Source organism: Niabella sp., from assembly GCF_030150205.1.
Classification (GTDB): domain Bacteria; phylum Bacteroidota; class Bacteroidia; order Chitinophagales; family Chitinophagaceae; genus Niabella.
This window is the reverse complement of the sequence record NZ_JASLGT010000009.1, coordinates 248,662-272,473: the sequence shown is the minus strand read 5'-3', so window position 1 is coordinate 272,473 and position 23,812 is coordinate 248,662. Positions and strand designations below refer to the sequence as shown.

Below are 23,812 nucleotides of genomic sequence, written 5' to 3'. Positions count from 1 at the left end.
GGGACCGCTTCGCCCCAGTCGAAATGACGATGCCCCCCGGGTCAACCCTTTCAACAACACTTATTCTTCGCGGCACAGCACACCGCTGTAAAAGCGCCCTGATCAAGCAGCAGCCCCTGCCGCACAGGGATCTTTTACTCCATTATTTACGCACAGCATACTTACAACTCGATATCATGCTAAAGAAATTTATACAACGACCCGTGTTATCCACGGTAATTTCCATTATCCTGCTTTTGCTGGGTATTCTTTCACTCTTTGCGCTTCCTGTTACCCTGTTCCCGGATATTGCGCCGCCCAGCGTACAGGTTACCGCCACCTATCCCGGTGCCAATGGTGAGGTGGTAGCGCGTTCCGTGGCCACTCCGCTGGAAGAAGCCATTAACGGTGTGGAGAACATGACCTACATGACCTCCAACTCCAGTAACGACGGTACCATGACCCTTACGGTATTTTTCAAACAGGGTACCGACCCCGACATCGCTTCGGTAAACGTGCAGAACCGCGTTTCCAAAGCCGTGAACCAGATCCCCCAGGAAGTAGTGCAGTCGGGCATCTCCACCCAAAAGGTGCAGAACAGTTTTATCATGTTCACCGGGCTTTATAGTGAAGACAGCGCCCAGTATGATGAACTGTTCCTGGAAAACTATCTTAAGATCAACGTGATCCCGCAGATCCAGCGGATCCCCGGTGTGGCCCAGGCCCAGGTATTTGGCGCCAAGGACTACTCCATGCGAATCTGGCTGAAGCCGGACCGCCTGGCCGCCAACAACCTCTCACCCCAGGATGTACTGGGCGCCATCCGTGACCAGAGCCTGGAGGCCGCGCCCGGAAGACTGGGACAGAACAGCGACGAGGTATTTGAATATGTATTAAAGTACAAGGGCAAGCTGAACCGGAACGAGGACTACGAGAACATTGTGGTAAAAGCAAATCCCAATGGTTCCGTATTAAAGCTGAAAGACCTGGCCCGTGTGGAGTTTGGCGCCTTTACCTATAATGCCAACAGCCGGCTGAATGGCAAGCCCGTGGCGGGTTTCGCTATTTTGCAAACCGCCGGCTCCAACGCCAATGATATTCTTACCGAGGTAGACCGGCAGCTGAAAGAGCTGTATACCACCATGCCCAAAGGCATCAAACCCATTACCATGTATAACTCCAAGGAGTTCCTGGATGCCTCCATCCACCAGGTAAGGGAAACATTGATCATTGCCTTTATACTTGTATTCATCGTGGTATTCATCTTCCTGCAGGATTTCCGTTCCACGCTCATACCGGCCATTGCCGTACCGGTAGCCATTGTGGGGACCTTCTTCTTCCTGCAGCTCTTTGGGTTTACCATTAACCTGTTAACGCTCTTTGCGCTGGTACTGGCCATTGGTATTGTGGTGGATGATGCCATTGTGGTAGTGGAGGCCGTGCACGCAAAAATGGAACATAAGGATATGCCGGTGCGTAAGGCCACCGTGCAGTCGATGAACGAAATCTCCGGTGCCATCATCTCCATCACGCTGGTAATGGCGGCGGTATTTGTACCGGTGGGATTTATGCAGGGCCCGGCGGGTGTGTTTTACCGGCAGTTTGCCTTTACACTGGCCATCGCCATCTTAATCTCCGCAGTAAACGCGTTAACGCTCAGCCCGGCGCTTTGTGCCCTGTTCCTTAAAAACCCGCATACACCGGGCGAAAAAGGACATCCGCACGAAAAGAAAGGGTTTATGGCCCGCTTCTTTACCGCGTTCAATGCAGGGTTCCGCACCTTAACGAACCGGTACATCGGTAGTTTAAAATTCCTCATCCGCAGGAAATGGATCGCCATTGGTGCGCTCGTGCTCATCGCCGGGGTTAGTTACTGGCTCATCAAAAAAACGCCTTCCGGCTTTATTCCTACGGAAGATCAGGGCTTTGTGCTGTATGCCGTAAACACACCTCCGGGTAGTTCACTGCACCGCACCCATAAAGCCACCGCGGAAATTGATAAGATCATCAAACAGGAAGAATCGACCAATAACCTTTGGGTTATCGACGGGCTGAACTTTATCAGCAGCGCCAGTGCCTCTCCTTATGCTGCCGGCTTTATCCGGCTGAAGGATGTGGACAAACGCGGCAAGCTGAAGAACCCGGATGAAATTGCGGCCACCCTTACCGGCAAGGTTACTTCGGTAAAGGACGCCAATACCTTCTTCTTCAACTTCCCCACGGTACAGGGTTTTGGTAACGTAAGTGGTTTTGAGTTTATGTTGCAGGATCGTACCAATGGTCCGCTGGAAAAGCTGGGCAATACCGCGGGAGCCTTTATCGGCGCGCTGATGCAGCGGAAGGAGATCGCGTATGCATTTACTACGTTTGCCGCCGGCAACCCGCAGTATACCATCGAAACGGATTTTATAAAAGCCAAACAATTAGGTGTATCCGTAAGCGAGCTGATGCAAACCATGCAGATCTACTTTGGTAGCAGCTTCGTATCCGACTTTAACCGTTTTGGTAAATACTACCGCGTAATGGCGCAGGCAGATATTCCCTACCGTAAAGACCCCGCCTCCCTGGATGGTATTTTTGTAAAGAACAACCTGGGCGAAATGGTACCGGTGAAAACGCTGGTTACCTTGAAGCGGGTATTTGGTCCGGAAACCGTAACCCGTAACAACCTCTTTAATGCGGTTACCATTAACGGAGTACCCAAACCGGGCTTTAGTACGGGGGATGCCATCCGTGCCATTGAGGAAACGGCGAAGACGGCCCTGCCGAGGGGCTACTCGTATGAGTGGACGGGTATTACCCGTGAGGAACGGAGCGCCGGCAGTCAGCAGGTATACATCTTCCTGCTCAGCATCATCTTTGTGTACTTCCTCCTGGCGGCCCAGTACGAAAGTTATGTGCTGCCCCTGGCGGTGATCCTCACCGTACCGGCGGGTATACTGGGTGTATTTATGTTCATCGGCTTTGCCGGACTGGAAAATAATATTTATGTGCAGATCGGATTGATCATGCTCATCGGGCTGTTGGCCAAGAACGCTATCCTGATTGTGGAGTACGCGGTACAGCGGCGAAGAAAAGGCATGAGCCTGGTAGCCTCGGCGCTGGAAGCCTCCAGGCTGCGCCTGCGCCCGATATTGATGACCTCCTTTGCCTTTATCGTGGGTATGTTGCCGCTGGTATTTGCAAAAGGTGCTTCCGCCATCGGTAACCACTCCATTGGCTACAGTACCGTAGGCGGTATGCTTACCGGTGTGTTGCTGGGTGTATTTATTATCCCGGTGCTGTACATCATCTTCCAGTACCTGCAGGAGAAGATCGTATCCAAAAGAGCAGATGATGATGAGGATTGGGAATTGGGATAGGTCGTAGCAAACACACTTATGGTCACCCTGACCGTAGCGGAAGGGTCTCCCAAATATCGGACAGCCTGATAACACAGGGATGCTTCGGCTTCGCTCAGCATGACGACAGAAAGTAAATAGCATCATAAAAAGTTCTTCAAAAGGATCAAAATCAACTATGAATTATTTAAATATGAAAAGAAGACATACCCTACAATACCTGCTGCCGGTGATCGCATTATTGGTTACGGCGGCATCCTGTAAAGTAGGACAAGCATATAAACGCCCGGAAGTGCCGCTGCCACAGGAGTTTCGCGCAGTAGCCACGGCCGATACCAGCAGCATTGCCGATGTGGAGTGGAAGCAGTTCTTTACAGATCCTGCTTTGCAAAGCCTCATCAGCAAGGGTGTTAGCTATAATTACGACCTGCAGATCGCGCTCAAACGCGTAGCCGCATCTGAGCAAACCTTAAAGCAGGCCAAATTGTTGCAGCTGCCCCAGCTTAGCTTTAGCGTAACCGGGCAAACCACCAACCCGTCTAACAACAGTTTAAACGGGTTAAGCATCGGCAGCTTTATCAAAAAGCAGCATGTGGAAGATTTCAATGCCGCCTTTAACCTTACCTGGGAGGCCGATATCTGGGGCAAGATCCGCCGCCAGCAGGAAGCCACCATGGCCGGTTATCTGCAAACCTACGAGGCTTCAAAAGCGGTGCAGACGCAGATCGTAGCCAGCATAGCACAGGGCTATTACAACCTGCTGATGCTGGATGAACAACTGGGGATTGCAAAAAAGAACCTGGCATTAATCGACAGCACACTCAACTTTACCCGCCTGCAACGCAACGCCGGTGAAGTTACCACCCTGGCCGTACAACAGGTAGAAGCGCAAAAGCAATCCACTGCCCTGCTCATTCCCCAGCTGGAGCAGAACATTGCCATACAGGAAAATGCACTGAGCATTTTAACCGGCAGTTTGCCCGCAGCCGTGGAGCGTGGTAAAGGGCTTTTTAACTCCGATGTGCCGCAATGGTTAACCCCGGGTATTCCTTCTGCAGTACTCAGCCGCAGGCCGGATGTGCGGGCTAAGGAAATGGAGCTGATCGCCGCCAACGCAAGGGCCGGTATTGCCCAGGCCAATATGTACCCCAGCCTGTCCATCACTGCACAAGGCGGGTTAAACTCTTACCTGGCCAATAACTGGTTTAATATACCCGCGTCCCTGTTTGGCACCTTGTTGGGTAATGTAACCCAGCCCATCTTCCAGCAGCGGCAGTTAAAAACGCAGCTGGAAACGGCCAGGATCCAGCGGGAGCAATCGGTATTGGAATTCCGGCAATCGGTACTCACAGCTATTGGTGAAGTATCCGACGCACTGGTGGCTACCGAAAAATTAAAGGAGCAAAAGACCATTGCCGCCGGTCAGGCAGATACTTTAAAACTGGCTATTAAAAATGCGCGCCTGCTGTTTAAAAGCGGTATGGCCAATTATATAGAGGTGCTCTCCGCACAATCCAATGTATTGCAGTCGGAGCTCAACCTCGCCAACATACACCGTTTGCAGCTGAGCGCCGCGGTAGATTTGTACCGCTCCCTCGGCGGCGGATGGAAATAGTGCGGCACATTTTGATGCCACAGAAGCACGGAAACACTGATGTCTTTGGTTTTTTATAAATCAAAGCAACTGAAGCATCGAACAGTCCTGTTGCTGTAGCATTAAAAACATTTTTACCTCTGTGTTTCAGTGGCATCAAAACACTGGTGTCCCGGGCTCATATAAATTAAGGCAGCTGAGGCACTTTGCAATTGAGCTGCTGCTGGAGCATCAAAAAAATCTGTGTTTCTGTGTTTCAGTGGCATCAAAACACCGGTGTCTTGGGCTCATATAAATTAAGGCAGCTGAGGCACTTTGCAATTGAGCCGCCGCTGGAGCATCAAAAAAATCTGTGTTTCTGTGCTTCAGTGGCATAAAAAGCAAGCGTTATGCAAACAACTGATATTAATAATAAGCGAACAAGGATCGTGCTCATCGCCATCCTTGGCTTACTCACCGCCATTGGTCCGTTTTCCATAGATATGTACCTGCCCGGCTTCCCGGCCATGGCAAAGGACCTGCATACCTCCATCAATACCATTGCCTATTCCCTGTCCAGCTTCTTTATCGGGCTTTGCATCGGACAGCTGATCAGCGGACCGTTGCTGGACCGGTATGGCAGAAAGCGCCCGCTCATCATCGGGCTGGTCATTTATATAGCCGCATCCATCGGTTGTGTGCTGGTACGCACGCCAGAAGCGTTGATCGTGCTGCGGTTCATCCAGGCCCTGGGTTGTTGCGTATCCATGGTAGCACCACGGGCCATTACCCGCGATCTGTTTCCGCTGGAAGATAATGCCAAGGTATTATCCCTGCTCATTCTGTTGTTAGGGGTATCCCCCATCCTGGCGCCCACTTTTGGCAGTTACGTGGTGGCTTATTATCAATGGCAGGATGTATTTATCATCCTGGCGCTGATCGCTGCCGCTACCCTGGCCGCCGTTATTTTCCGGTTCCGGGAAAGCCGCGCGCCGGACGCATCGGTATCCTTAAAACCGCGGCCCATCCTCAACGCCTTTGGCGGGGTATTAAAAAATCCGCAGTTCTTTACCTATGCCTTTGCGGGTGGCATTTCCTTTGCGGGGCTCTTTGCCTACCTCTCCGGATCGCCCTATTTGTTTATGGAATACTTTGGCGTATCCAAAACCGCATATGGTGCCATCTTCGCCATCATAGCGGCGGGGCTTATTGGCAGCAGCCAGTTAAATGCGGTCTTATTAAAAAAATATTCCAGTGAGCAGCTGGTGACCGCGTCCATCCTGTTGCAAACGATTATTGGCTTTGTACTGCTGGCGGGCATCACCACCGGTATTTTAGGATTGTATGGTACCATCGCCGTTATCTTTCTCCTTTTCTGTACGTTGGGCATCAGTTCTCCCAATACAGCCGCGCTCAGCATCCTGCCTTTTAGCAAGGAGGCGGGCAGTGCTTCCGCTTTATTAGGTGCGCTGCAAATGGGCCTGGGTGCGCTGGCCGCAGCTCTTACCGGTGTGTTTGACAATAAAACGCCCGCGCCCCTGGCCATTATTATTGCCGCCAGCGGGTTGCTGGCGCTGGTGCTATTGCTGGCCGGTCAGCGCAGGATTAAGCAAGCGCCTGCGGCGGAAGTGGCTGCGCCTGTTGAAGCAGTGGCGGAACAGGAAGCGGAAGAGGCCTGCATCATCGCATAATCAGTAAGTATAGAGAGCAGATTTGTTTTTTGAGTGTATCTGTGCAACCAGCGGGATTTATTTCCGCTGGTTTGTTTTTGGGTAATGCCCTTTGTCACCGCGATTATTTCATTTACGATGCAAAATCAATGGCCTCGATGACAAAAGTATCATTGTCATTTCGAGCGCAGCCGAGAAATCTTTACGCCATCATTATTGTTAGCAAATAAATTTCAAAACTCCTTTTACCTGGATGGTTCCGTAAAGATCGCTCCGCTTGGGTCGAGGTGACGAACGACAACCTCACTCCCGTCATGCTGAGCGAAACGAAGTGCAGCCGAAGCATCCCTGCGATATCGGAATGCTCAATATTCGCGAGACCCTTCGGCTCCATTACATTCCGCTCAGGGTGACGAAACCAGGTTTGCGTCAAGCGATTAGGCAATAAACAACAATCACGCTTCCGCCATCCTGAGCGTAGCCGAAGCATCCCTGTGATCTCGAACTGCCCGAAAATTATGAGCCCCTTCGGCTCCGCTTTGTTCCGCTTAGGGTGACGAAACAAAATTATTTTACTAATTTGTACTATGCAAAAAGGAGGCTTTGTATATATCCTAACAAACAAGCTAAGAACGGTGCTTTACATCGGCGTTACATCTAACCTCCGGGCGCGATTATGGGAACATGAACATCATGAAATACCCGGTAGTTTTACAGATAAATACAATGCAACATTGCTAATTTACTATGAATGGCTCGATACGATTAATTCTGCAATTGAACGGGAAAAACAATTGAAGGGATGGGTTAGGAAAAAGAAAGAACAATTGATTGTACGAAAGAACCCGCAGTGGAAAGTTCTTAATGAGGAAATAGCTAAAGAGATATACAGTCTTTTATATTGAGCAATTATACTTCCGTCATGCTGAGCGCAGCCGAAGCATCCCTGTGATATCGGACTACCCGAAAATTGTGAGACCCTTCGGCCGCATTACATTGCGCTCAGGGTGACGAAACAATATTTGCGTATTACGCGACCAAGCTAACGAACAACAATCACGCTTCCGTCTTGCTGAGCGCAGCCGAAGCATCCCTGTGATATCGAACTACCCGAAAATTGTGAGACCCTTCGGCTCCACTTCATTCCGCTCAGGGTGACAAAACATGGTTCACGTCATGCTGAGCGCAGCCGAAGCATCCCTATGATATCGGACTGCTCGATATTCGTGAGACCCTTCGGCTTCACTTCGTTGCGCTCAGGGTGACAAAACAAAGTTGGCGTTATGTAATCATGGTAATGAAAGCGAATCACACTTCCGTCATGCGATCATGGGGAGTACCCTATCACACACTCCAACGGGCGCAGACCTCCCACCCACCCCGCTGGTTGCAAAATACTTTCCGGCACCTAACATTGCAACAAAACTGTTGCAACCTTTATCGTTGCACTAAATATTGCAACAGAAAATTTTGCAACAGGAATTGGCCGGTTGGTCATCATTTTGAGCAACCAACGCTCCCCTTCCCCTCCGCTCAGGGTGACGAAACAACGTTTGCGTCAAGCGATTACGTAATAAACAACAATCACACTTCCGTCATGCTGAGCCTAGCCGAAGCATCCCTGTGGTATCACGCTGTTCGATATTCGTGAGACCCTTCGGCTCCTCCCGACTTTAGTCGGGATCCGCTCAGGGTGACGGAACGATAATCACGTTTACGTCATGCTGAGCGTAGCCGAAGCATCCCTGTGGTATCACGCTGTTCGATATTCGTGAGACCCTTCGGCTCCACTTTGTTCCGCTCAGGGTGACGAAACATGGTTCACGTCATGCTGAGCGTAGCCGAAGCATTCCTGTGATATCGAACTACCCGAAAATTGTGAGACCCTTCGGCTTCACTTCGTTGCGCTCAGGGTGACGGAACGATAATCACGTTTACGTCATGCTGAGCCTAGCCGAAGCATCCCTGTGGTATCACGCTGTTCGATATTCGTGAGACCCTTCGGCTTCACTCCGTTGCGCTCAGGGTGACGGAACCAAGTTGGCGATATGCGCCCATGGTAACAGCGTATCCCCCATCACGGCTCTGTAAAACCGCAAAGCTCATAAATTACCACACCCCGGGATTGAATATACGCCGCTTCTAGCAGCTTCATTAAATAATACCATACGGAAAACTCATCCAGCTCCACGCCAACGGCATGCTCCGTTACCCCGTTATACAGGACCAGGCTCAGGTCAGATTTCCACTCATCCCAGGTTTGATAGGTAAAAAACTGCTCAATCACCTTGCGGATATCGACCTGCTCCTCCTCTATAAAATAGGAAGCAAACTGTTGCTGACCGGGTAAGGGCTCGGCTGCAACGGTGCTTAAATCCGGCTGATGGTGCGGCTCCAGCTCATTTTCATAAATATAATGGGCAGCATCAATGACGGAATCAATGGCCATAAACGCGCAACAGAGGGTAAAGGGCGGCACTTTTGTTTGCCCCTCAAACCGCTCTATAAAAAGAAAGATGTGTAACAGCCATTGGCGAAATTCATGTATATCCCCGGCATGGTAAAAGCAGAGGGCAAATACCCGGTACGGATCGGTGGTGCGCTCCAGGCTCCAGCCCCCGGTGTGAAAGGGATCGGCTGTTTTTAAGGCTTGCATCGGTTATTGTTTTAGGTTAAAAGATTCATCATGCTTTTGTTATGCCGAGTTTTTAATTTTACGTTGTAAAACCAATGTGTCTAGGACATAACACTCTTTCGTCACCCTGACCGCATTCCGCTGAAAGCGGAAGGAGCGGAAGGGTCTCTTAAATATCGGACGCCCCTGGAATACAGAGATGTTTCGGCTACTCCCGCTATCGCGGGATCCGCTCAACATGACGAACGTATAATTACGGGCGTCACCCTGAACTTGTTTCAGCATCTGCCCGGCGGACGACCTTCTAAGAAAAAACACGTTTACCTTTTTGATTCTTTTTCATCGGGTGGACTTTTCTTCCTTTGCTCCGGAACGGGATCACAGCGGCTGTCATCTGCAGGTAACGCAACATCTCTTTTTTACGTGGCGGATCTTTAGGGCGGCGAAACGGGGTTACCCTTCTCCCCCCGCAGATCTACCGTACCCGGGAAAGCCGTAACTATTTCCCCGGCGGCGGTGCTAATGACCGTAAGCACACTTACCACGCGGCCGGTGGTATCATAGCCCAGCGGCGCGCCGGTGTCCCACACGCGTTGCAGCAGGTCGCTATCCGGCTTGGGCGCGGGGGCCTGCTGGTAAGCATCCCGTATGGCGGCGGCTATGGCGGGGATGGACAGGGTAAACTTACTGGCCAGCGGGTGGCGGGGTACTTTATAATAATGGCGCTCTAATATATGCGCCAGGGCGGTTGCGGTGAGGTACCAGCATTTGCGCAATAGTTTTTTACGGTTCTTTACCGGCAGCTGCCATATAAGGCCTTCCTGCAATTGTTGCAGCCAGCTTTGCGTATCTGCCAGCAGGAACAGTACTTGCAGCCACTGTGCTTCGTTAAAACAGGGGTTGGTGTTGGGTGCGGGTGTAGCAACGGCATTGTTCATATCAAATAGGTTTTAGGCCGGCACCCGCACAAAAAGGCGTGGTGCTCAACTTACCGCTTTTTGAGGTACTGGTATACCCTTGCAACAGATAAGAGAGCCCACGCCTAGGTCGTGAGCTATTCTGCTTATCATCTCGTTGCAATTAAAAATTACCAGTTTCCAAAATGCGAGATTCAAAGCGAATGCTTCAAATAATTTTATGAAGTAAACGCAAAAATAATTTCTAATGCGAATATAAGGAGAAATATTTAAATGTGGTCGAAAAAGACTACAATATTTTTTTAAACTATTCTCACCTTAGGTTAAATACCTGAGCATGGACAAAGATATCGCTGATAAATTTCTTTTTGAACTGGGCCACAAGCTAGCATCCTTCCGGAAGAAGAAAAATTTAAGTTATCGAGAACTTGCACAGCTATGCAGTGTTGATCACAGCAAAATCAGCAAAATTGAGAAAGGACAAGTTAATGTTCAAATGCTAACCATTCTTGAACTTGCGAAAGGGTTAGGTATTCATCCCAGGAAACTGTTGGATTTTGAGTTTGAGTTTGAGGATTGAGAAGTTAAGAGTTGCTTTTGTTAGCAATCCTTTTCAACTCCTGAATAACATTGCTATCTACGCATTCGTTTTCTAATGCATTTTTTGTTAGCTGTTCAAAAGTTTTAGAAGCAAGCCCCTTTTTTATTATTACCAAGTCCTGAATAAACGATTCTATTCTTGTCCAATCGCCGTTTTGCATAACCATTCTTTTCTTGGCTATTGCACATCGGCTAAAGCCATCAACATCGCCATCGTATTTTTTGTAAACTTCTATGTGTTTTAAAGTAATCACATTCTAACATTTTATTTCTCGATAAAGCCCTATCCACTATGTAGCTTTACCAATCCGTTCGTCTTTATAATATTCTTCCGTTTTTAAGTTCTGCATAAAGTTCATTTAATTCATTGTTGCCTTTCCAACCTTCACTTTCTGTCATTGCAATAATCAAATAACTTCTGGCCTCATCAATCGTATTTGCCTGCCCTTTTACAATAGCATATTTCCAAGGGCTTTTAGTTTCTGTCATTTGATATTCAAACTGAAACTTCTTATCGCCTATACTGTATACTGTAACAAACCAACCATGGTCCCATCTGTTTATTGCCTGAATTACAAGTGCATAGTGCGAAGTCAATCCATAAAGCGTAGTGTCAATAAAAGTCTCGTTTATCATTGAAATAAAAGAGAGCATTGCTTTTCCTATTTCATTTTCTGTCACGGTAGCCTTGGCACTTGTTAATTCCTTATAGAATTCCTCAAGTGTTTCACTCTTTTGATCTGAACTTCTTATTATCGGCATAGTGTCCCTCTAAATTAACTATAAAACCTTCAATTTCCAAAGGCGCGCTGTTAATATAGTTATTCTGTACAATTAACAAAAGTTTGCCAAGTAGTAAACTCGATAATTGAGACTACGTAACTTTATTGAATCATCAACAGAGGTACAATACAACTTTATCCGCATTAGTGGCCATAGCAAAGGAACTGGAAGTTTATCCGAAAAAGTTGTTGGATTTTGAATTTGAGTTTGAGGAATGATAATCAAATTTTACAAATCGTGAAGCTCCCTACACCTGCTACCACATTTTGTGAAATTCTTCCCTGTTCTTTTCAAATGCAATCAACTCCTCTAAAGTCATTCTTAATAGGATCGTACTGTAGTCCTTATACCTATCACTATCTTTTTTCTTAAAATATTTAATGATCATTTCAAAAGCAGTTGGATGTTCCAGATCTTTCAATTGAAAAACTGAATACCGCTTTGCAGATTTTGGGTATTGCCTATTAAATCTATTGTATTGCTCATAATAGAAATCTGTAACAATATCACTTACCTCATTAATTAACTCTATTGGTATCTCGTCGGCTGCTAAGTTTAAATAATAGCTGTGTATAATTTTGAAAAACGCTTCTCTGGGATCCATAGTAATTTCATTGTTCATTTGCCGAACTGTATAGTTTTAAAGAACATATTCAATATTCCTACACGTCATCAAGATACTGTTAAACATTTTTATGTTCTTTTAATTCATAGCCAAATTCTTCCTTCAAACTTGCAATTTTTTCTTTTGTTGTCCACGTTCGACTATTTGCGTATATAGTTGGATAAATTGTACCACCTGTATAATTAGCAGAGTCGGCTTCAGCTTTTGCATCTCTATACTTTTTCCATTCTTCGATGGATTTATCAAAAAGCAGAGGGTGTATAAAGCCTAGTTGGTTTTCACCTCTGAGTTGCTTTATTGTTTTAATTAGTTCTGACAATTCGTTATCCAATAGCTCAAAATCCTTACCCGATTTTATATTCATATCCTGTTGGGTTTCAGGAGCATTGGGATGAAGTAAATTCCAAATGAAGTCATCCACATGCTTCAAAAAAATTCTACAATTCCGAAGACATCTAAGTACTTCGCTGATGTCAACTTTGACGTTAGCAGAAAACTCATGACAAAAGATATGTCTTAATTCAAAAGTTCTTTTGATGTCAGATATTATCTGGCTGGAATTATCCCGAAATGCTTTTGAAATTTTATTCACATCCTCAAACAAACTTTTGCGCTTATACTTCTTGAGTGAATCTAAAAAATCACCGTTAGTTAAAGTTGACAGATTTGAATTGATGTCATTAAGATTATTACAGGGTAAGATATGAGAGATAAATTCCCCGATTGTTACACGCTTGCTTTGGATAGCGAGAATTATATCAAAATCGAATTTTATGTTTTTAGATTGGTTAAATTGAATTGCATTTTCATTATATGGTTTTCCCGAATCGATAAGTTCTTTAATGACAGAACGAAAAAAGGATTCAAAACATGCAACGGTTGCAATAGGCACGTACTTTACTAGTTCGACATTAGCATTCTGATTATTAGTTAAATATTGCGTAACAATAGTTTCTAATTGCTCCAGTCTAAAGTCTGCCTTGTATCTAAAATCACGTTCTGTTCTAGATTTTACTTCATTTATTTCTGTAAGTAGATTTCGCTTCATATTTTTCTAGACATAATGTCTTCGGTAGCTTTTGTCAAATTAGCCCATTGTAAATAGTGGGATTTGTCAAAATGTTTGCAATTATATTAGATAAAACGTCTCCTCCAAATCCCTTTATCTTTTCAATTAATTTTGTTTTAGTATTTACTGGTTCCTCTTTAAATCCCCTTAGAATCTCCTTTACTTCCTTAAACTCCTTTCCTGTCAGTTCATCTCCAATTGCTTCCAAAAACAAACTCACCGTCATCTGCTGAGTGTTATTTTGGTTATTAGTAATATTGATGTTATTTATCGAAGAAGGCTCTTTGGCATTTGTTTCGATTGGTTCAGTTGGCAATATTTTTATTGCTCTTAATATTCCTAATATTTTTCGATGATTGTCTGGACTAAGCTTCTTCGCAGCTTCTTTAACATCCTCTAAGTCGCTTGAATGATGAGTCTTGACAAAACGTCGTACAGAAGATAACCAGTTTTGGTAATATTCATCTTTGGAAGTTTTGTACACAGAAAAAGTCCTCATTACATTCGACGGAGGAGGCACAAAACTTATTGTTGCAGTTAAACTTTCTCCCTCTAAGATTAATTGATCTAAAATTTCCATGAGCCGTTTTTACCTGCTAATTTAGAAATTCCCAGTAAATAAAAACACCAAGGCGTAATAGTAGAAAACAAATTGATGGTTAAATCCAGCACCTCTTCATAAATACCCTGCCACGGGCTGTGCTAACTCTATTCAACTTTCGACACCTATACTTAATAACAATGCTTCATATTGTTCGTTGTCTTTTTCTTTGATTCTGTCCAATATAAATACCGCTGTTTTTTTCATTTCTGGTATATCAATAGGTGTCATACTTCTTTCAAATAAACCTTCTAAGTGCGACAACTCATTGTTAATACGATCTGTCATTGTAGAGGCTTGCCTGTTGGCGCCAAAGAATTTTGTTAGCTTTTCAATTTGGTCATTGGCATTTGGATATTTATAATAAAGAAATGCTTCCAAAAACTTCCGTGTATTGTTTCCAAAGTTATAAAACAAATTGTGTTGGCATTCATCGTCTGCATCGGCAATCGAACACATATAAATTTGATGGAAAAGAAAGTTAAACTCTGTTACATAGTCTTTTAAATATCTTGGCATCAATCTAATTCTACTGTTTTCTTTTTCTCTTGAAATTAAAAAATAATTGCATTGATTTTTATTTAACGCCCCTGGTAGTCGTTTCAAGTATTTCAGAAAATCAAGATTATGAGTAGAAATAAATATTTGCTCAAATTCTTGCTTGGAAATAATTTCAGCATTGATAAGACTATACACGAAAAAAATGTGATTATTGTCTAAACTTGAAATTGGGTCGTCAATCCAAATAATTGGCTTACTTCCTTTGGTTTCAACATCTTCAAGTTTAGCCATAAAGTAACAGAATGCTATCAAACTGCATTCTCCTTCGCTTAAATGATGGGCTTTCTTTCCATTCCTAATAATTTCAAAACGTATTTTCTTTTCTGCTACTTCTTTAGCTTGTAGAGTTAAAAAATCGTGCCCGAAAAAGTTATTTAAATATTCGTTTACCTTTAACGCTCCTTTTTCTTCATCTTTCATCAAGCGCTCTTTGTCTTCAATTTGTACTATTTGCCTTTGTATTTTATGTTCTATCGCTTGCTTGTTCTGTGTTTCTGTTTCAGAGGTCATTTTCAGCTCTTGTATTCTTGCAGTTTTACTCGTGTATTGTATTGTTGTTACAAAATCACTAACTTCACTTAGTCGTAACAACTTCTTTGCTTCAGTTTGTTCATTTCCTAATGAGCTACTATAATTATTAGCTTCACTTCTATATTTTTCAAATATTGTCCAACACCATTCAAGTCGTCTGCTGTTATCAATAATGCTAATGTATGTTTTTGAATTTAACAAGTCACCTTTGCGTTCTTTAAGATTTTCATTAATGCGATTTAATTCCGCTTTTATTTTCTCAACAATATACTGTCTTAGTGAAATTAATCTATCTAAATCCGAATGAAACTTTGAATAAAAAGCATTTTTATCCATTTGTAATTGTTTGTCAACATTTCGGATTAAGTCTTCAATTTCCGAAATGGCTTCATCAATCTCCTTTTCTAATTTTTCAGATTCTTCATCAAAGTGGCTGTCAAGTTCGTTCCAACGCTGTTCGGAAATATGATTGCCACAAAATGCACATTGTTCAAGTTTATTTTTGTGTATTTGTCGTCCTTCTTTAACCCAACGATTGAGAATAGCATCTTTCAAAAGTTGCTCAATTTTATTAGAGCTGATGATTGACCTTGTTATAAGCTCTTTAGCTTTTGTATTAACCGTTTTTAAATCTAAATTGGGTTTTGCTATATCAGAAATGTCTTCATTAGCCTTTTCATCCAGCAAAATTAGTTTTTGAGTTACTTCATCACTGGTTAGAGGTTGAAACGAACTTTTTAAAACAGTTACAATATCTGATGAAAGTTTTGCTGTCGTATAGTTTTGGTCACCAAACCTATCAGATCTATATTTTATACCTGTGGTTCTGTCTAATGCTTTTGTATTTAATTGTTGGTTTAAACTATTGTTTTCAGTTTGATAAGCTTGATATGCTATATTAGCTATTAAGTTAGCATTTTTTAGCTCAAGATAGAATCCGCTTTCGTTGCCTTCTTCATTACTACCTAAATCATCTTTGAATTTTTGTATTGCTTCCTCAATTGTTGCGTTTCCACCAATTATTGCAAAAGGCGTAATACTTTCGTCTGAATCTATGATGAACCGAAGATTATCTTTTACAAAATCCTCATTAAATACTCTAACTTTCTTTCCGTGTGCCGTTAAATTATCTGGTGTACAATCTCCAACGTCTTTAATACTTACTTCAAATTGTGGATTTTCATATTTATCAGAAATGCTTCCTGTTTCTAATGCTCTAACTATTCGTGAAAGTGTTGTTTTTCCAGAATAATTTCGCCCATAAAAAATATTAATAGGTTTGAATGTAACAACATTGTTGCCTCCATCTCGAATAGTTGTGTCCCAATTAAAATTTTGAAAAACAGCAAGGTTTGTTATGGATTTGAATTTTGCTATCATTACTTCCCGTTATTTGTGACAATGTTGCAGGGTAGCATTACACATAAATTAGCGATTACTGCAATTATTAAGCGTCTATAATCGTTTGCAAATACTTAAATACGGCTATTATACAGCTTTTACAGGTCAAAAAATTATTAATTCCGCAACCGTTCTGGCTTTTGAGCTTCAGCAGTTTTTCCCAACTGGTTGTTTTGCTAATATAGTTGTTTTTTTAATTTTTCAATAAAATCATCCAGCAGTTTTTTAAAAATGCTATTAAACCACTCCGTTTTACCAAACCATTTTACAATAGTGGGGCTGGTGGCATAATAGAAACGGATAAATGCCCGGCCATACCATGTTTGGGCCAGTGTATCATCCCGGTAACGGCGGAGCACCCATACCTGCGGGCTATCATAGCTGCCATAAACCGCCGTGGCAATATAGCAACCGGAGCTGGCCGGCTGCTCCGTGGATAATTTTGGAGCTTCATATGACCTGTCATATTTGGCAATTTTAGTTACATAGTCCATTATTCTATTCTTATTGCCCACTTTATCATTTAAAAAGCTTAATACCCTGCTATGCATGCTAACCCCGGCCTTCCAGGCAGTAGCGGCCAATTCGCAAGCGTATTGTTTATCGCCAAAACTATTCTCCAATACATCCCCCATATAGTAAACAGTTCCAAAAGCGGCAAAGGCATTATTAATATATTCCTGCACATAATTTTGCCGTATTTCAAAATCAGTATCATAATAATGGTTTGTTGCTCCATTAAACAGCATATTGGAAATATCTATTACTCGATTGGCTACTTCATTAATAGCATGTTCTTGTTCCAATTCATCGGCCACCTTATCTTTAATAAGCCCGATTACTGCATCTATACAATTATTAACAGAAACCGCAGCAGATTGGATGTAGGCAATTTTGCATTGTACGGCCTTAAAGTAAACCACGTAAAATGCGGCCTCCCAACTGGTAGGGTCCTCAATCAATATCATGTCATAATACCGGGCGGCATTTTCGGCATTATCCTCGTTTTTCGCCCGGCGGGCAATCTGGTACAGGTTGCTCAGCTTACCAGAACTATCTACCTCTACCTTACCCGTTATCTCTACTACTCCATCAATAATCATTTTTCTGGCTTCTTCTACGGAGTATTTTGTATTACAGTTTTGGCAAACATATGCGTCGTCCTGCTTGGCTAACTGGCTGCTGCCACATAACTCGCAAGTAATTTTTTTCATAACAGTGTATTTTGCATACAAATGTATTCCTCAACAACGGGTCATTTTTACGGAAAACCGTAAGGGGATTAATTGCTAAGATTTGGGGAAATCGGGCGGGTGGGCTGGCGTGCGATTGTATTGGGGGACGGGGGGACTTGGGGGACATGGGCAAGCATTTACGTTTGGAGGACGCGGGACACGGGGCGCTAAACTGATGCTCCCGATCGCTATCGGGACACCGCAGCACAAGTGAGTGATCCCGCTTTCAGCGGGATATCGATGCTACCTGCACTACAGCACAAGAGTGCGATCCCGCTTTCAGCGGGACAGGCTCAGGACCGTTGCCATACGCACTGCAGCCGGGACAATATATATACACCAACAAAAAAGCATTTTTACGGGAAACAGTAAGGGAATTAATTGCCAGGGTTTTGGGAATCGGGCGGGCTGGGCTGGCCTGCACTTGCATTGGGGGACATGGGGCGCTAAACTGATGCCCTATGCACCGCAGCACAAGTGAGTGACACAACGAAGCTGCTACCAGCACTGCAGCCGGGACAATATATATACACCAACAGAAAAGCATTTATACTACAGCCGCTTACCCATGATATGAGGATGACACTGTTAGAGATACCGGAAGATCGCTACGCGAATGGCTCGACCACTATTACTTCCCAATTACCGGTGTTGCCAGCATCTACCACCACCAGCAACTACTCTTTTGCAATATCCTCCTGTTTTGTTTTTTGCACCACATACAGACGAACTCGAGGAAGTACCTCCATTTTGATCGCTTCCCCCTGGTGAAGTTGACGGTATATAAGTTCCAAAACTAGAGGTACCCTTACCATTAACCGTACTGTAGGTAATCTCTGCACGATTATAGCCAAGATTTCCATAAACCACCTCCCCATCTTTCAGAATGTATGCCTGAATGGACTGATAGCTGGGTAAAGTTGTGACAACACTTAGCTTGAGGTTTGATGGCGTTTTCCCCAGGATATTAAAACTCCATTTACCGGTATTATTTCTTACAGTCCTGCTTTCACCATTTAAATCATTATAAGTTATACTACACAAATCGCAATGAACTTCGTAAGCAAAAACTGTTGGAGTGGGCTCCGGTTGCTTTTGCAAGTTGTTGGTTGCTTTCTTACAAGATCCCAGAAAAAACAGCAGCATGAACAGTTTAAAAAATAAGGGCAATGTGCTAACTCTAAATTTAGCGAACATCATAATCATAAGTATTTTTTTATTGCGCGAAACTATGAAATGCAGTAGCCGGCATTTTACGGATTTCCGTAAGGGAGGTATTGCTTTGCAAATGCGGCGGGTGGTGGTGTATATGCATGCATTGGTGGGACTGAGAGACCAGGGGGACATGCGGGCGCTATTATGGGCCGTGCCCGTCCGACCGGGTCATCCGGGCGGGCCTATGGCACTCCCCGCTCCGGTAGCATGGCAGCTGCCCCGGAATAATCCGAATGTTCGGATCCGGCGTTGTAACTATTTGCCGGTCATAATAGTTATCATACAAATTAAAGGCTCAAAGTGCCCATGCCAGGATATATGGCATAACAAATCCATTATAATCAACAGTGATCTTGCTAAGATATTCATTTTTTCACTCCTATGCATTGTGGGACAGGTGTGCAACAGAACCCCGGCACCGGGGGCTGACCGCCCCCTTAGTGTACCACGGCCAATTAAAAGTACCTGCCGGGCCAATAAAAAAACGCACCATTGCCTACGGACAGGAAAAAAATAGCTATTTTAACTATACTATGCTTTCCGTTGCAATAAGCAGCCAGCTATTTTCTGTTGCTTTTTTTGCTCCTTTAGCTTAAAATCCGTTTTCAGTTTATCATCTACCATTAGTGTAACAATGGGGTTTAAAGATAAAGCCTGTACCACCTTTTCATTCACATACACTTTAAACCCAAGAGAGCTGAACCCCAGTGGCCGGTTGATGAAAGAAACACTATCCAGACTTATCATTGAACTGTCGAGAAGTTTTAAATGAAACGTCCCTTTTGTTTTGAGCGTGCTATCAGAAAATTTTACTCTTGATGCAGCGTTGAGAAATAAAAGGTACCTGGGCGCAACCAATGTATCATCATAGCTCATTTGTTTTTGGATCAATAAACTATAAAAATCTTTTGAAGTAGCGATTCCACTAACGGTTATAATACCATTTTCCTTGTCTTTTCTTGTAGAAACAGCCTTGCAGTTTTGTCCATATCCCATGAAGCTTAAAACCATAAAAGACAGGATACAAAAGACACATCTAACTATTTTCATGATGAATGGAGTTTGTTTGTTGCTTGCTTCAGCAGTTTATTTTTCCAACCGGTTGTTTTACTAATATACTTAATTTTTCCCAAGTTTATTAAGCAGTCTCCGGCGGTTTATACAAAATAAATGCTAATAGCTGCGCATGGGCGGGGTTCCATTGGTGGAACGGGGTAGACGGCCACTCTCCCTACAGAGCGTGCTTTTGCAACCGACTAACCGGCCGGCCGATAGCCACTCTAAAAGCACTTTGAGTACACTTGCTAAAACGGATAGCGTCATGTCGCACCGGTCGCACCAGTCCCCAAATAGCCGGCTGCATCTACCAAACTGCTGCTGCCAAATCACCTATAAAAAGTGAGCGCCATCAAATCGGACGTATGCTACCCGCACTGGAGCACAAGTGTGCGACGCACCCCGGCCACTATAAGCACTAAAGCCGGGAACATAAAAAATATTTTAACTGCCTAAATAAAGATGCTGATTGCGGAATGGCCAACCGTGGCGTGTATTTTAGTTGACCACCTCCGTCTGTAATTTACCGAATAAGTATTTTTCAAGTTTTACAATATCTCCTTTGGCATTGTAGTAGAATCGGAAACTTTCCTGATTATTGATGGTATTTTTGAGCTGCTCTACTTGTCCGTCTTTGTTGTAGGTTACGCTGTAGTTATAAGGAAGGTTTGAACATAGAAAGCAACCGGAATAGGTATAGTTTGTAACGCGGCCAAAACTGTCGTATGTGTAGGTGTTTTCCCAATTACCTTTATCCTCCTTTTTGGCATTGGGATTTCGCAAAACGGATATGGTTTTATTTTTAAGTGCTTCGTCTGTAAACTTCTCCGGCAGGTAATACGGAAAGTTGAAGTGTTTCCTAAAAAAATAAAGGTCAACAGGCTGCTGTGTTAATGGTATGGTGTCGTAGCGCTGCCGGTAAACGTTGCCGTTACTGTATTCTGTTTTCTTGAAAATTTTTACCTGTTGCGCCTGGGCCCCGGCATGGATGGCCAAAAATGTGGCGATGGCCATTAATAAACGTTTCATAACCTGCGGATTTATGGTGATTGTTAAAGATTCTACTTATGATGAGCATTTTAACCAAGCGGCACAATAGCTTTGCTGGTTAAAAATTTACATTTTCCGCAACCGTCCTGGCACCTGAGCTATAGCAGTTTCATTTTTCTCAATCGGTTGTTTTGCTAATATAGTTGTTTTTTTTTATTTATGAAAGGGCGGGGTTGGTGGTTTATATGTTTGTTAACAAAGGGGGTTGGAGAATCGTAAAAAACAGCTACTGAAATTGAGGCAACTAGCCAGGGTGGAATCCCGTTAACTCCTGACACGATCCGTGCCCTGACGATTACAATTTGTTTTGCACCTTAGGCGTTACGAGAAGCTATTAAGTCACGTATATATCCTGGCATTTAGCACTATACCCATTAGCGACACCAGGCAAAATTGCCCGTTGTTGGCGGCAGTTACATTAAGCTAAAGCATTTTTTTGTATTTCCTTTTAACTGTCTTTGAGTTTCTAAAACAATCAAGCAATTTGTCAAATATTTCAGATTTCATTTTCCCCCATATTTCATAGTCGCTACCTTCATTCGGATAAATTTCTTCCAACAATTCAATGTTATACTCGTCAATTTGATGACCATACAAATACGTCTTAAAAGTAAAGAACTTTCCACATTCTGTAATTTCTAAATCTTTAGGTAAGACAAAACAATTAAGGTTTATATCAGGCAGTTCTATACAGCCTTCATCAATATTTTCATCAAAGGGAATTGTATCTTTTCTTGTAGGAAGGGAGGCTATAACGCTTTTTATGCCTGTATGCTTTAAAACTACAAAGTATTTAGGCTTTGCTGTATTACCGTTTTTGAAATAAAATGGGTCAAAATAAATAACATTCCTTTCCTCAATCATTCTAGTGAGATTCCAGGTATTCAGAATAGATTTCTAATTTCCTCTCATCATGAGAGATAATTTGCCCCATATCAATTAAGAACTCTGTATTGTTTATTATTTCCTTTTCTAATAATTCAAGAACAGAATTTTCTTTTGCAGTATTGTACCAGGGCGAATTAATTCTATGTGTATAGGAAACCAAATCTTTTGCAGACTTATTCCCAAATTTTTCAATTACAAAATTCATTAACTCAATGTCATTGTCAGAAAATTCATCATCATTAAAACCAACTTTAGCTTTAATATGACTTCCGTCATTTTCCCTTTCAATAAATTTGTCTAATAAAGTCGGCTCTGTGGATAAGTCGATAAACAATTCTTCAGAAACAGGGCCAAATTTCCAAACTTTATATTTTAAGTTTAAAATTGGAATACCACTTTTCTTAATTGAAATTTCGTCTAAAATATACAGCAACTTTAAAAGTTTAGTCTTAGATAATTGTGGAATCCTTTCTGCTAAATAAACAACAGTATTACCAATTTTTTCCAATTGGTCGCTACTAAATTTTATATAAGGAACTAAACTCATGGCTTTCAGACTGCAAAGGTAAATCTTTTTCAGGAAATGCAAACATTGTGATAATTAGCTGTTTATCAAATAGCTATCTCTACCATACCAATTGATTATTTTTAACTGTTTATGAAAAAGCATCTTTGATGGAAAATTTTGTGTAGTTGGGGTTGTATTGTGGAACCGGGGAGGATGCTTATGGGCGATGAGCGGCGCCCTATTGACCGACCAACCGGGGGGATGATGGCCATTGTTTTTATAGCAGCAGTTAGCCGCTGTATGATTCCATCGGGTCCACAATAGTATACCCGGTATTGCCATGTATTAAAAACTTACCGTTTGTGAGGCCCCTAAGGCCGGGCGGATATTCGCCAAATTTGAGAACCCTGTTCTGCCTGCGATCCCACAGGAAAAAGCTACGTTTATGGTCATAGCCGGAATGTAAAACAATCTTGTCCTGATAAGTTGAAATGGCCGAAGCCCCGGAAAAATCATCAGGGGTTTGGAACGGCTCTATTTGAAAGGTGTTAAGATCGAGCGCAAATACCTTCAGATCCATATAGGCGTAAAACAAAACCCGGCTTGCGCCGTGTTTGCAAATACAATAACAGTCGGTAATGACCATATCGTCCGCACTTGAATTAACGCCAAACTCCAGGCTACCTTCCAGGTCAAACACGGCAAGGCCTTCTTCGCATGGTCCATTGCCAACCAATATGCCTTCATCAAAATAGGTAATAACGATTTTATTGTGCTGGATAATAATATCGGCGATGGCATCCCCGGCTAAAAAGGATTTTAATCTTTGCCCGCCGAAATCGTACATATGCGCGTTAACCCGGCTGCCGGTGCGCGCGTCTGCAAGCAGGAATGTGTTGCTGTTGAGCCGGCGAATGACGGGATGACGAACGTCGATGTCTATTATTAAACGATGGTCATGGGTGATGACGGTATTATCGTCTGTAAAGGCAATAAAATTTCCCTGATCGTCCGCATCGAGGTTTAAAATGTTGCCGGGGCCGGTTTTGATATAGGTGGTTTGTTCGGTCATTTGGGAGTTGGTGTTTGAGATTCGTATATTTATCTGCGAAGACTGGTTAATTTCATGTTGCACTTAACCGCACATTTGGCCAAGCCGATATTATGTGACTTTGTAATTCTTTTTCCAGTTAATTTTAGAATGCATTGATCCACGGAAATCATCAACATCCAGCCAATCATAATTTCCATTATTCTTTTTAATAAGAATTAATTTTTCGGTTTTAATATCTTCAACAAAATTTTTCAATGAATTAAACGCTTCTTTAAAATCCTCACTGTCATATTGACTGAATCCAATATGCGTGTGAATATCAGATTTTCCCGTGGGATCCTTTAAACCAATTGTAATTTCACAATTATATGTTGCAATCCACATTGAAAATAAATCTGATTCACTTCTTAGCTCACAATCAAATGAATGATCATCATGATACACAATTTTTCCGGCAAATTCAGGATAGCTTCCAATAATAAATGTCTTAATAATATTAGAAAAATCAGCCTGATTCATT

At 43.1% G+C, this 23,812-nt stretch carries 21 protein-coding genes; 5 read left to right on the top strand and 16 right to left on the bottom strand.

Features of this window, described 5'->3' with window-relative positions:
* Positions 1-176 precede the first annotated feature (176 nt).
* The 4 genes from Q1V85_RS09175 to Q1V85_RS09160 all read left to right on the top strand — a co-directional run bounded on the left by Q1V85_RS09175 (position 177) and on the right by Q1V85_RS09160 (position 7,468).
* On the top strand, positions 177-3,341 hold the full coding sequence (locus Q1V85_RS09175) for an efflux RND transporter permease subunit (RefSeq protein ID WP_300599150.1): 3,165 nt from the start codon (positions 177-179) through the stop codon (positions 3,339-3,341).
* 157 nt (positions 3,342-3,498) lie between these two features.
* A complete protein-coding gene (locus tag Q1V85_RS09170) occupies positions 3,499-4,935 on the top strand; it encodes an efflux transporter outer membrane subunit (RefSeq protein WP_300599149.1) in 1,437 nt (478 codons plus the stop codon).
* A 368-nt stretch (positions 4,936-5,303) separates the two neighbouring features.
* The gene (locus Q1V85_RS09165) at positions 5,304-6,584 is read left to right on the top strand and encodes a multidrug effflux MFS transporter (protein WP_300599148.1); all 1,281 of its coding nucleotides are present in this window, start codon (positions 5,304-5,306) and stop codon (positions 6,582-6,584) included.
* Positions 6,585-7,150: 566 nt separating this feature from the next.
* Complete coding sequence (locus Q1V85_RS09160) at positions 7,151-7,468, top strand: GIY-YIG nuclease family protein (RefSeq protein WP_300599147.1); 318 nt, start codon at positions 7,151-7,153, stop codon at positions 7,466-7,468.
* A 1,172-nt stretch (positions 7,469-8,640) separates the two neighbouring features.
* Here the strand turns inward: Q1V85_RS09160 and Q1V85_RS09155 are convergent.
* Positions 8,641-9,219: a hypothetical protein gene (locus tag Q1V85_RS09155; RefSeq protein WP_300599146.1), complete on the bottom strand. Its 579-nt coding sequence runs from the start codon at positions 9,217-9,219 to the stop codon at positions 8,641-8,643.
* A gap of 413 nt (positions 9,220-9,632) precedes the next feature.
* Positions 9,633-10,136 carry a hypothetical protein gene (locus Q1V85_RS09150; RefSeq protein ID WP_300599145.1) on the bottom strand — a complete coding sequence of 168 codons (504 nt, stop codon included), beginning with the start codon at positions 10,134-10,136 and terminating at the stop codon, positions 9,633-9,635.
* Between the two features lie 316 nt (positions 10,137-10,452).
* On the opposite strand from Q1V85_RS09150, the gene Q1V85_RS09145 reads away from it, so the two are divergent.
* Positions 10,453-10,695, top strand: coding sequence for a helix-turn-helix transcriptional regulator (locus Q1V85_RS09145; protein WP_300599144.1), 243 nt, complete (start codon positions 10,453-10,455; stop codon positions 10,693-10,695).
* Positions 10,696-10,699: 4 nt separating this feature from the next.
* Here the strand turns inward: Q1V85_RS09145 and Q1V85_RS09140 are convergent, their stop codons facing one another.
* From Q1V85_RS09140 to Q1V85_RS09075, 14 genes are all read right to left on the bottom strand, one after another.
* A complete protein-coding gene (locus tag Q1V85_RS09140; protein ID WP_300599143.1) occupies positions 10,700-10,969 on the bottom strand; it encodes a hypothetical protein in 270 nt (89 codons plus the stop codon).
* Positions 10,970-11,033: 64 nt separating this feature from the next.
* Positions 11,034-11,477: a hypothetical protein gene (locus tag Q1V85_RS09135; RefSeq protein WP_300599141.1), complete on the bottom strand. Its 444-nt coding sequence runs from the start codon at positions 11,475-11,477 to the stop codon at positions 11,034-11,036.
* 277 nt (positions 11,478-11,754) lie between these two features.
* Positions 11,755-12,120: a hypothetical protein gene (locus tag Q1V85_RS09130; RefSeq protein ID WP_300599139.1), complete on the bottom strand. Its 366-nt coding sequence runs from the start codon at positions 12,118-12,120 to the stop codon at positions 11,755-11,757.
* A 61-nt stretch (positions 12,121-12,181) separates the two neighbouring features.
* Positions 12,182-13,171, bottom strand: coding sequence for a lysozyme inhibitor LprI family protein (locus Q1V85_RS09125; protein ID WP_300599137.1), 990 nt, complete (start codon positions 13,169-13,171; stop codon positions 12,182-12,184).
* Positions 13,172-13,205: 34 nt separating this feature from the next.
* Positions 13,206-13,772: a hypothetical protein gene (locus tag Q1V85_RS09120; protein WP_300599135.1), complete on the bottom strand. Its 567-nt coding sequence runs from the start codon at positions 13,770-13,772 to the stop codon at positions 13,206-13,208.
* Positions 13,773-13,904: 132 nt separating this feature from the next.
* Positions 13,905-16,265 carry an AAA family ATPase gene (locus Q1V85_RS09115; protein ID WP_300599133.1) on the bottom strand — a complete coding sequence of 787 codons (2,361 nt, stop codon included), beginning with the start codon at positions 16,263-16,265 and terminating at the stop codon, positions 13,905-13,907.
* Positions 16,266-16,462: 197 nt separating this feature from the next.
* A complete protein-coding gene (locus Q1V85_RS09110) occupies positions 16,463-17,500 on the bottom strand; it encodes a CFI-box-CTERM domain-containing protein (protein ID WP_300599132.1) in 1,038 nt (345 codons plus the stop codon).
* Between the two features lie 663 nt (positions 17,501-18,163).
* The gene (locus tag Q1V85_RS09105; RefSeq protein ID WP_300599130.1) at positions 18,164-18,727 is read right to left on the bottom strand and encodes a hypothetical protein; all 564 of its coding nucleotides are present in this window, start codon (positions 18,725-18,727) and stop codon (positions 18,164-18,166) included.
* Positions 18,728-19,267: 540 nt separating this feature from the next.
* On the bottom strand, positions 19,268-19,786 hold the full coding sequence (locus Q1V85_RS09100) for a hypothetical protein (RefSeq protein WP_300599128.1): 519 nt from the start codon (positions 19,784-19,786) through the stop codon (positions 19,268-19,270).
* A 504-nt stretch (positions 19,787-20,290) separates the two neighbouring features.
* Positions 20,291-20,821, bottom strand: a complete 531-nt coding sequence (locus tag Q1V85_RS09095; RefSeq protein ID WP_300599127.1) for a hypothetical protein — start codon at positions 20,819-20,821, stop codon at positions 20,291-20,293.
* 444 nt (positions 20,822-21,265) lie between these two features.
* Entirely contained in the window at positions 21,266-21,706 is a 441-nt protein-coding gene (locus tag Q1V85_RS09090; protein ID WP_300599125.1) for a hypothetical protein, read from the bottom strand.
* A 1-nt stretch (position 21,707) separates the two neighbouring features.
* Positions 21,708-22,238: a Panacea domain-containing protein gene (locus Q1V85_RS09085; protein WP_300599124.1), complete on the bottom strand. Its 531-nt coding sequence runs from the start codon at positions 22,236-22,238 to the stop codon at positions 21,708-21,710.
* A 289-nt stretch (positions 22,239-22,527) separates the two neighbouring features.
* Positions 22,528-23,310: a hypothetical protein gene (locus Q1V85_RS09080; RefSeq protein WP_300599122.1), complete on the bottom strand. Its 783-nt coding sequence runs from the start codon at positions 23,308-23,310 to the stop codon at positions 22,528-22,530.
* A gap of 90 nt (positions 23,311-23,400) precedes the next feature.
* Entirely contained in the window at positions 23,401-23,811 is a 411-nt protein-coding gene (locus tag Q1V85_RS09075; RefSeq protein ID WP_300599120.1) for a hypothetical protein, read from the bottom strand.
* Between the last annotated feature and the right edge of the window lies 1 nt (position 23,812).

Bases quoted from the DNA above. Each gene is read 5' to 3' on its own strand.
- Q1V85_RS09175 (WP_300599150.1), top strand. From the start codon at position 177: ATGCTAAAGAAATTTATACAACGACCCGTGTTATCCACGGTAATTTCC.
- Q1V85_RS09170 (WP_300599149.1), top strand. From the start codon at position 3,499: ATGAATTATTTAAATATGAAAAGAAGACATACCCTACAATACCTGCTG.
- Q1V85_RS09165 (WP_300599148.1), top strand. From the start codon at position 5,304: ATGCAAACAACTGATATTAATAATAAGCGAACAAGGATCGTGCTCATC.
- Q1V85_RS09160 (WP_300599147.1), top strand. From the start codon at position 7,151: ATGCAAAAAGGAGGCTTTGTATATATCCTAACAAACAAGCTAAGAACG.
- Q1V85_RS09155 (WP_300599146.1), bottom strand. From the start codon at position 9,219: ATGCAAGCCTTAAAAACAGCCGATCCCTTTCACACCGGGGGCTGGAGC.
- Q1V85_RS09150 (WP_300599145.1), bottom strand. From the start codon at position 10,136: ATGAACAATGCCGTTGCTACACCCGCACCCAACACCAACCCCTGTTTT.
- Q1V85_RS09145 (WP_300599144.1), top strand. From the start codon at position 10,453: ATGGACAAAGATATCGCTGATAAATTTCTTTTTGAACTGGGCCACAAG.
- Q1V85_RS09135 (WP_300599141.1), bottom strand. From the start codon at position 11,477: ATGCCGATAATAAGAAGTTCAGATCAAAAGAGTGAAACACTTGAGGAA.
- Q1V85_RS09130 (WP_300599139.1), bottom strand. From the start codon at position 12,120: ATGAACAATGAAATTACTATGGATCCCAGAGAAGCGTTTTTCAAAATT.
- Q1V85_RS09125 (WP_300599137.1), bottom strand. From the start codon at position 13,171: ATGAAGCGAAATCTACTTACAGAAATAAATGAAGTAAAATCTAGAACA.
- Q1V85_RS09120 (WP_300599135.1), bottom strand. From the start codon at position 13,772: ATGGAAATTTTAGATCAATTAATCTTAGAGGGAGAAAGTTTAACTGCA.
- Q1V85_RS09115 (WP_300599133.1), bottom strand. From the start codon at position 16,265: ATGATAGCAAAATTCAAATCCATAACAAACCTTGCTGTTTTTCAAAAT.
- Q1V85_RS09110 (WP_300599132.1), bottom strand. From the start codon at position 17,500: ATGAAAAAAATTACTTGCGAGTTATGTGGCAGCAGCCAGTTAGCCAAG.
- Q1V85_RS09105 (WP_300599130.1), bottom strand. From the start codon at position 18,727: ATGATTATGATGTTCGCTAAATTTAGAGTTAGCACATTGCCCTTATTT.
- Q1V85_RS09100 (WP_300599128.1), bottom strand. From the start codon at position 19,786: ATGAAAATAGTTAGATGTGTCTTTTGTATCCTGTCTTTTATGGTTTTA.
- Q1V85_RS09095 (WP_300599127.1), bottom strand. From the start codon at position 20,821: ATGAAACGTTTATTAATGGCCATCGCCACATTTTTGGCCATCCATGCC.
- Q1V85_RS09090 (WP_300599125.1), bottom strand. From the start codon at position 21,706: ATGATTGAGGAAAGGAATGTTATTTATTTTGACCCATTTTATTTCAAA.
- Q1V85_RS09080 (WP_300599122.1), bottom strand. From the start codon at position 23,310: ATGACCGAACAAACCACCTATATCAAAACCGGCCCCGGCAACATTTTA.
- Q1V85_RS09075 (WP_300599120.1), bottom strand. From the start codon at position 23,811: ATGAATCAGGCTGATTTTTCTAATATTATTAAGACATTTATTATTGGA.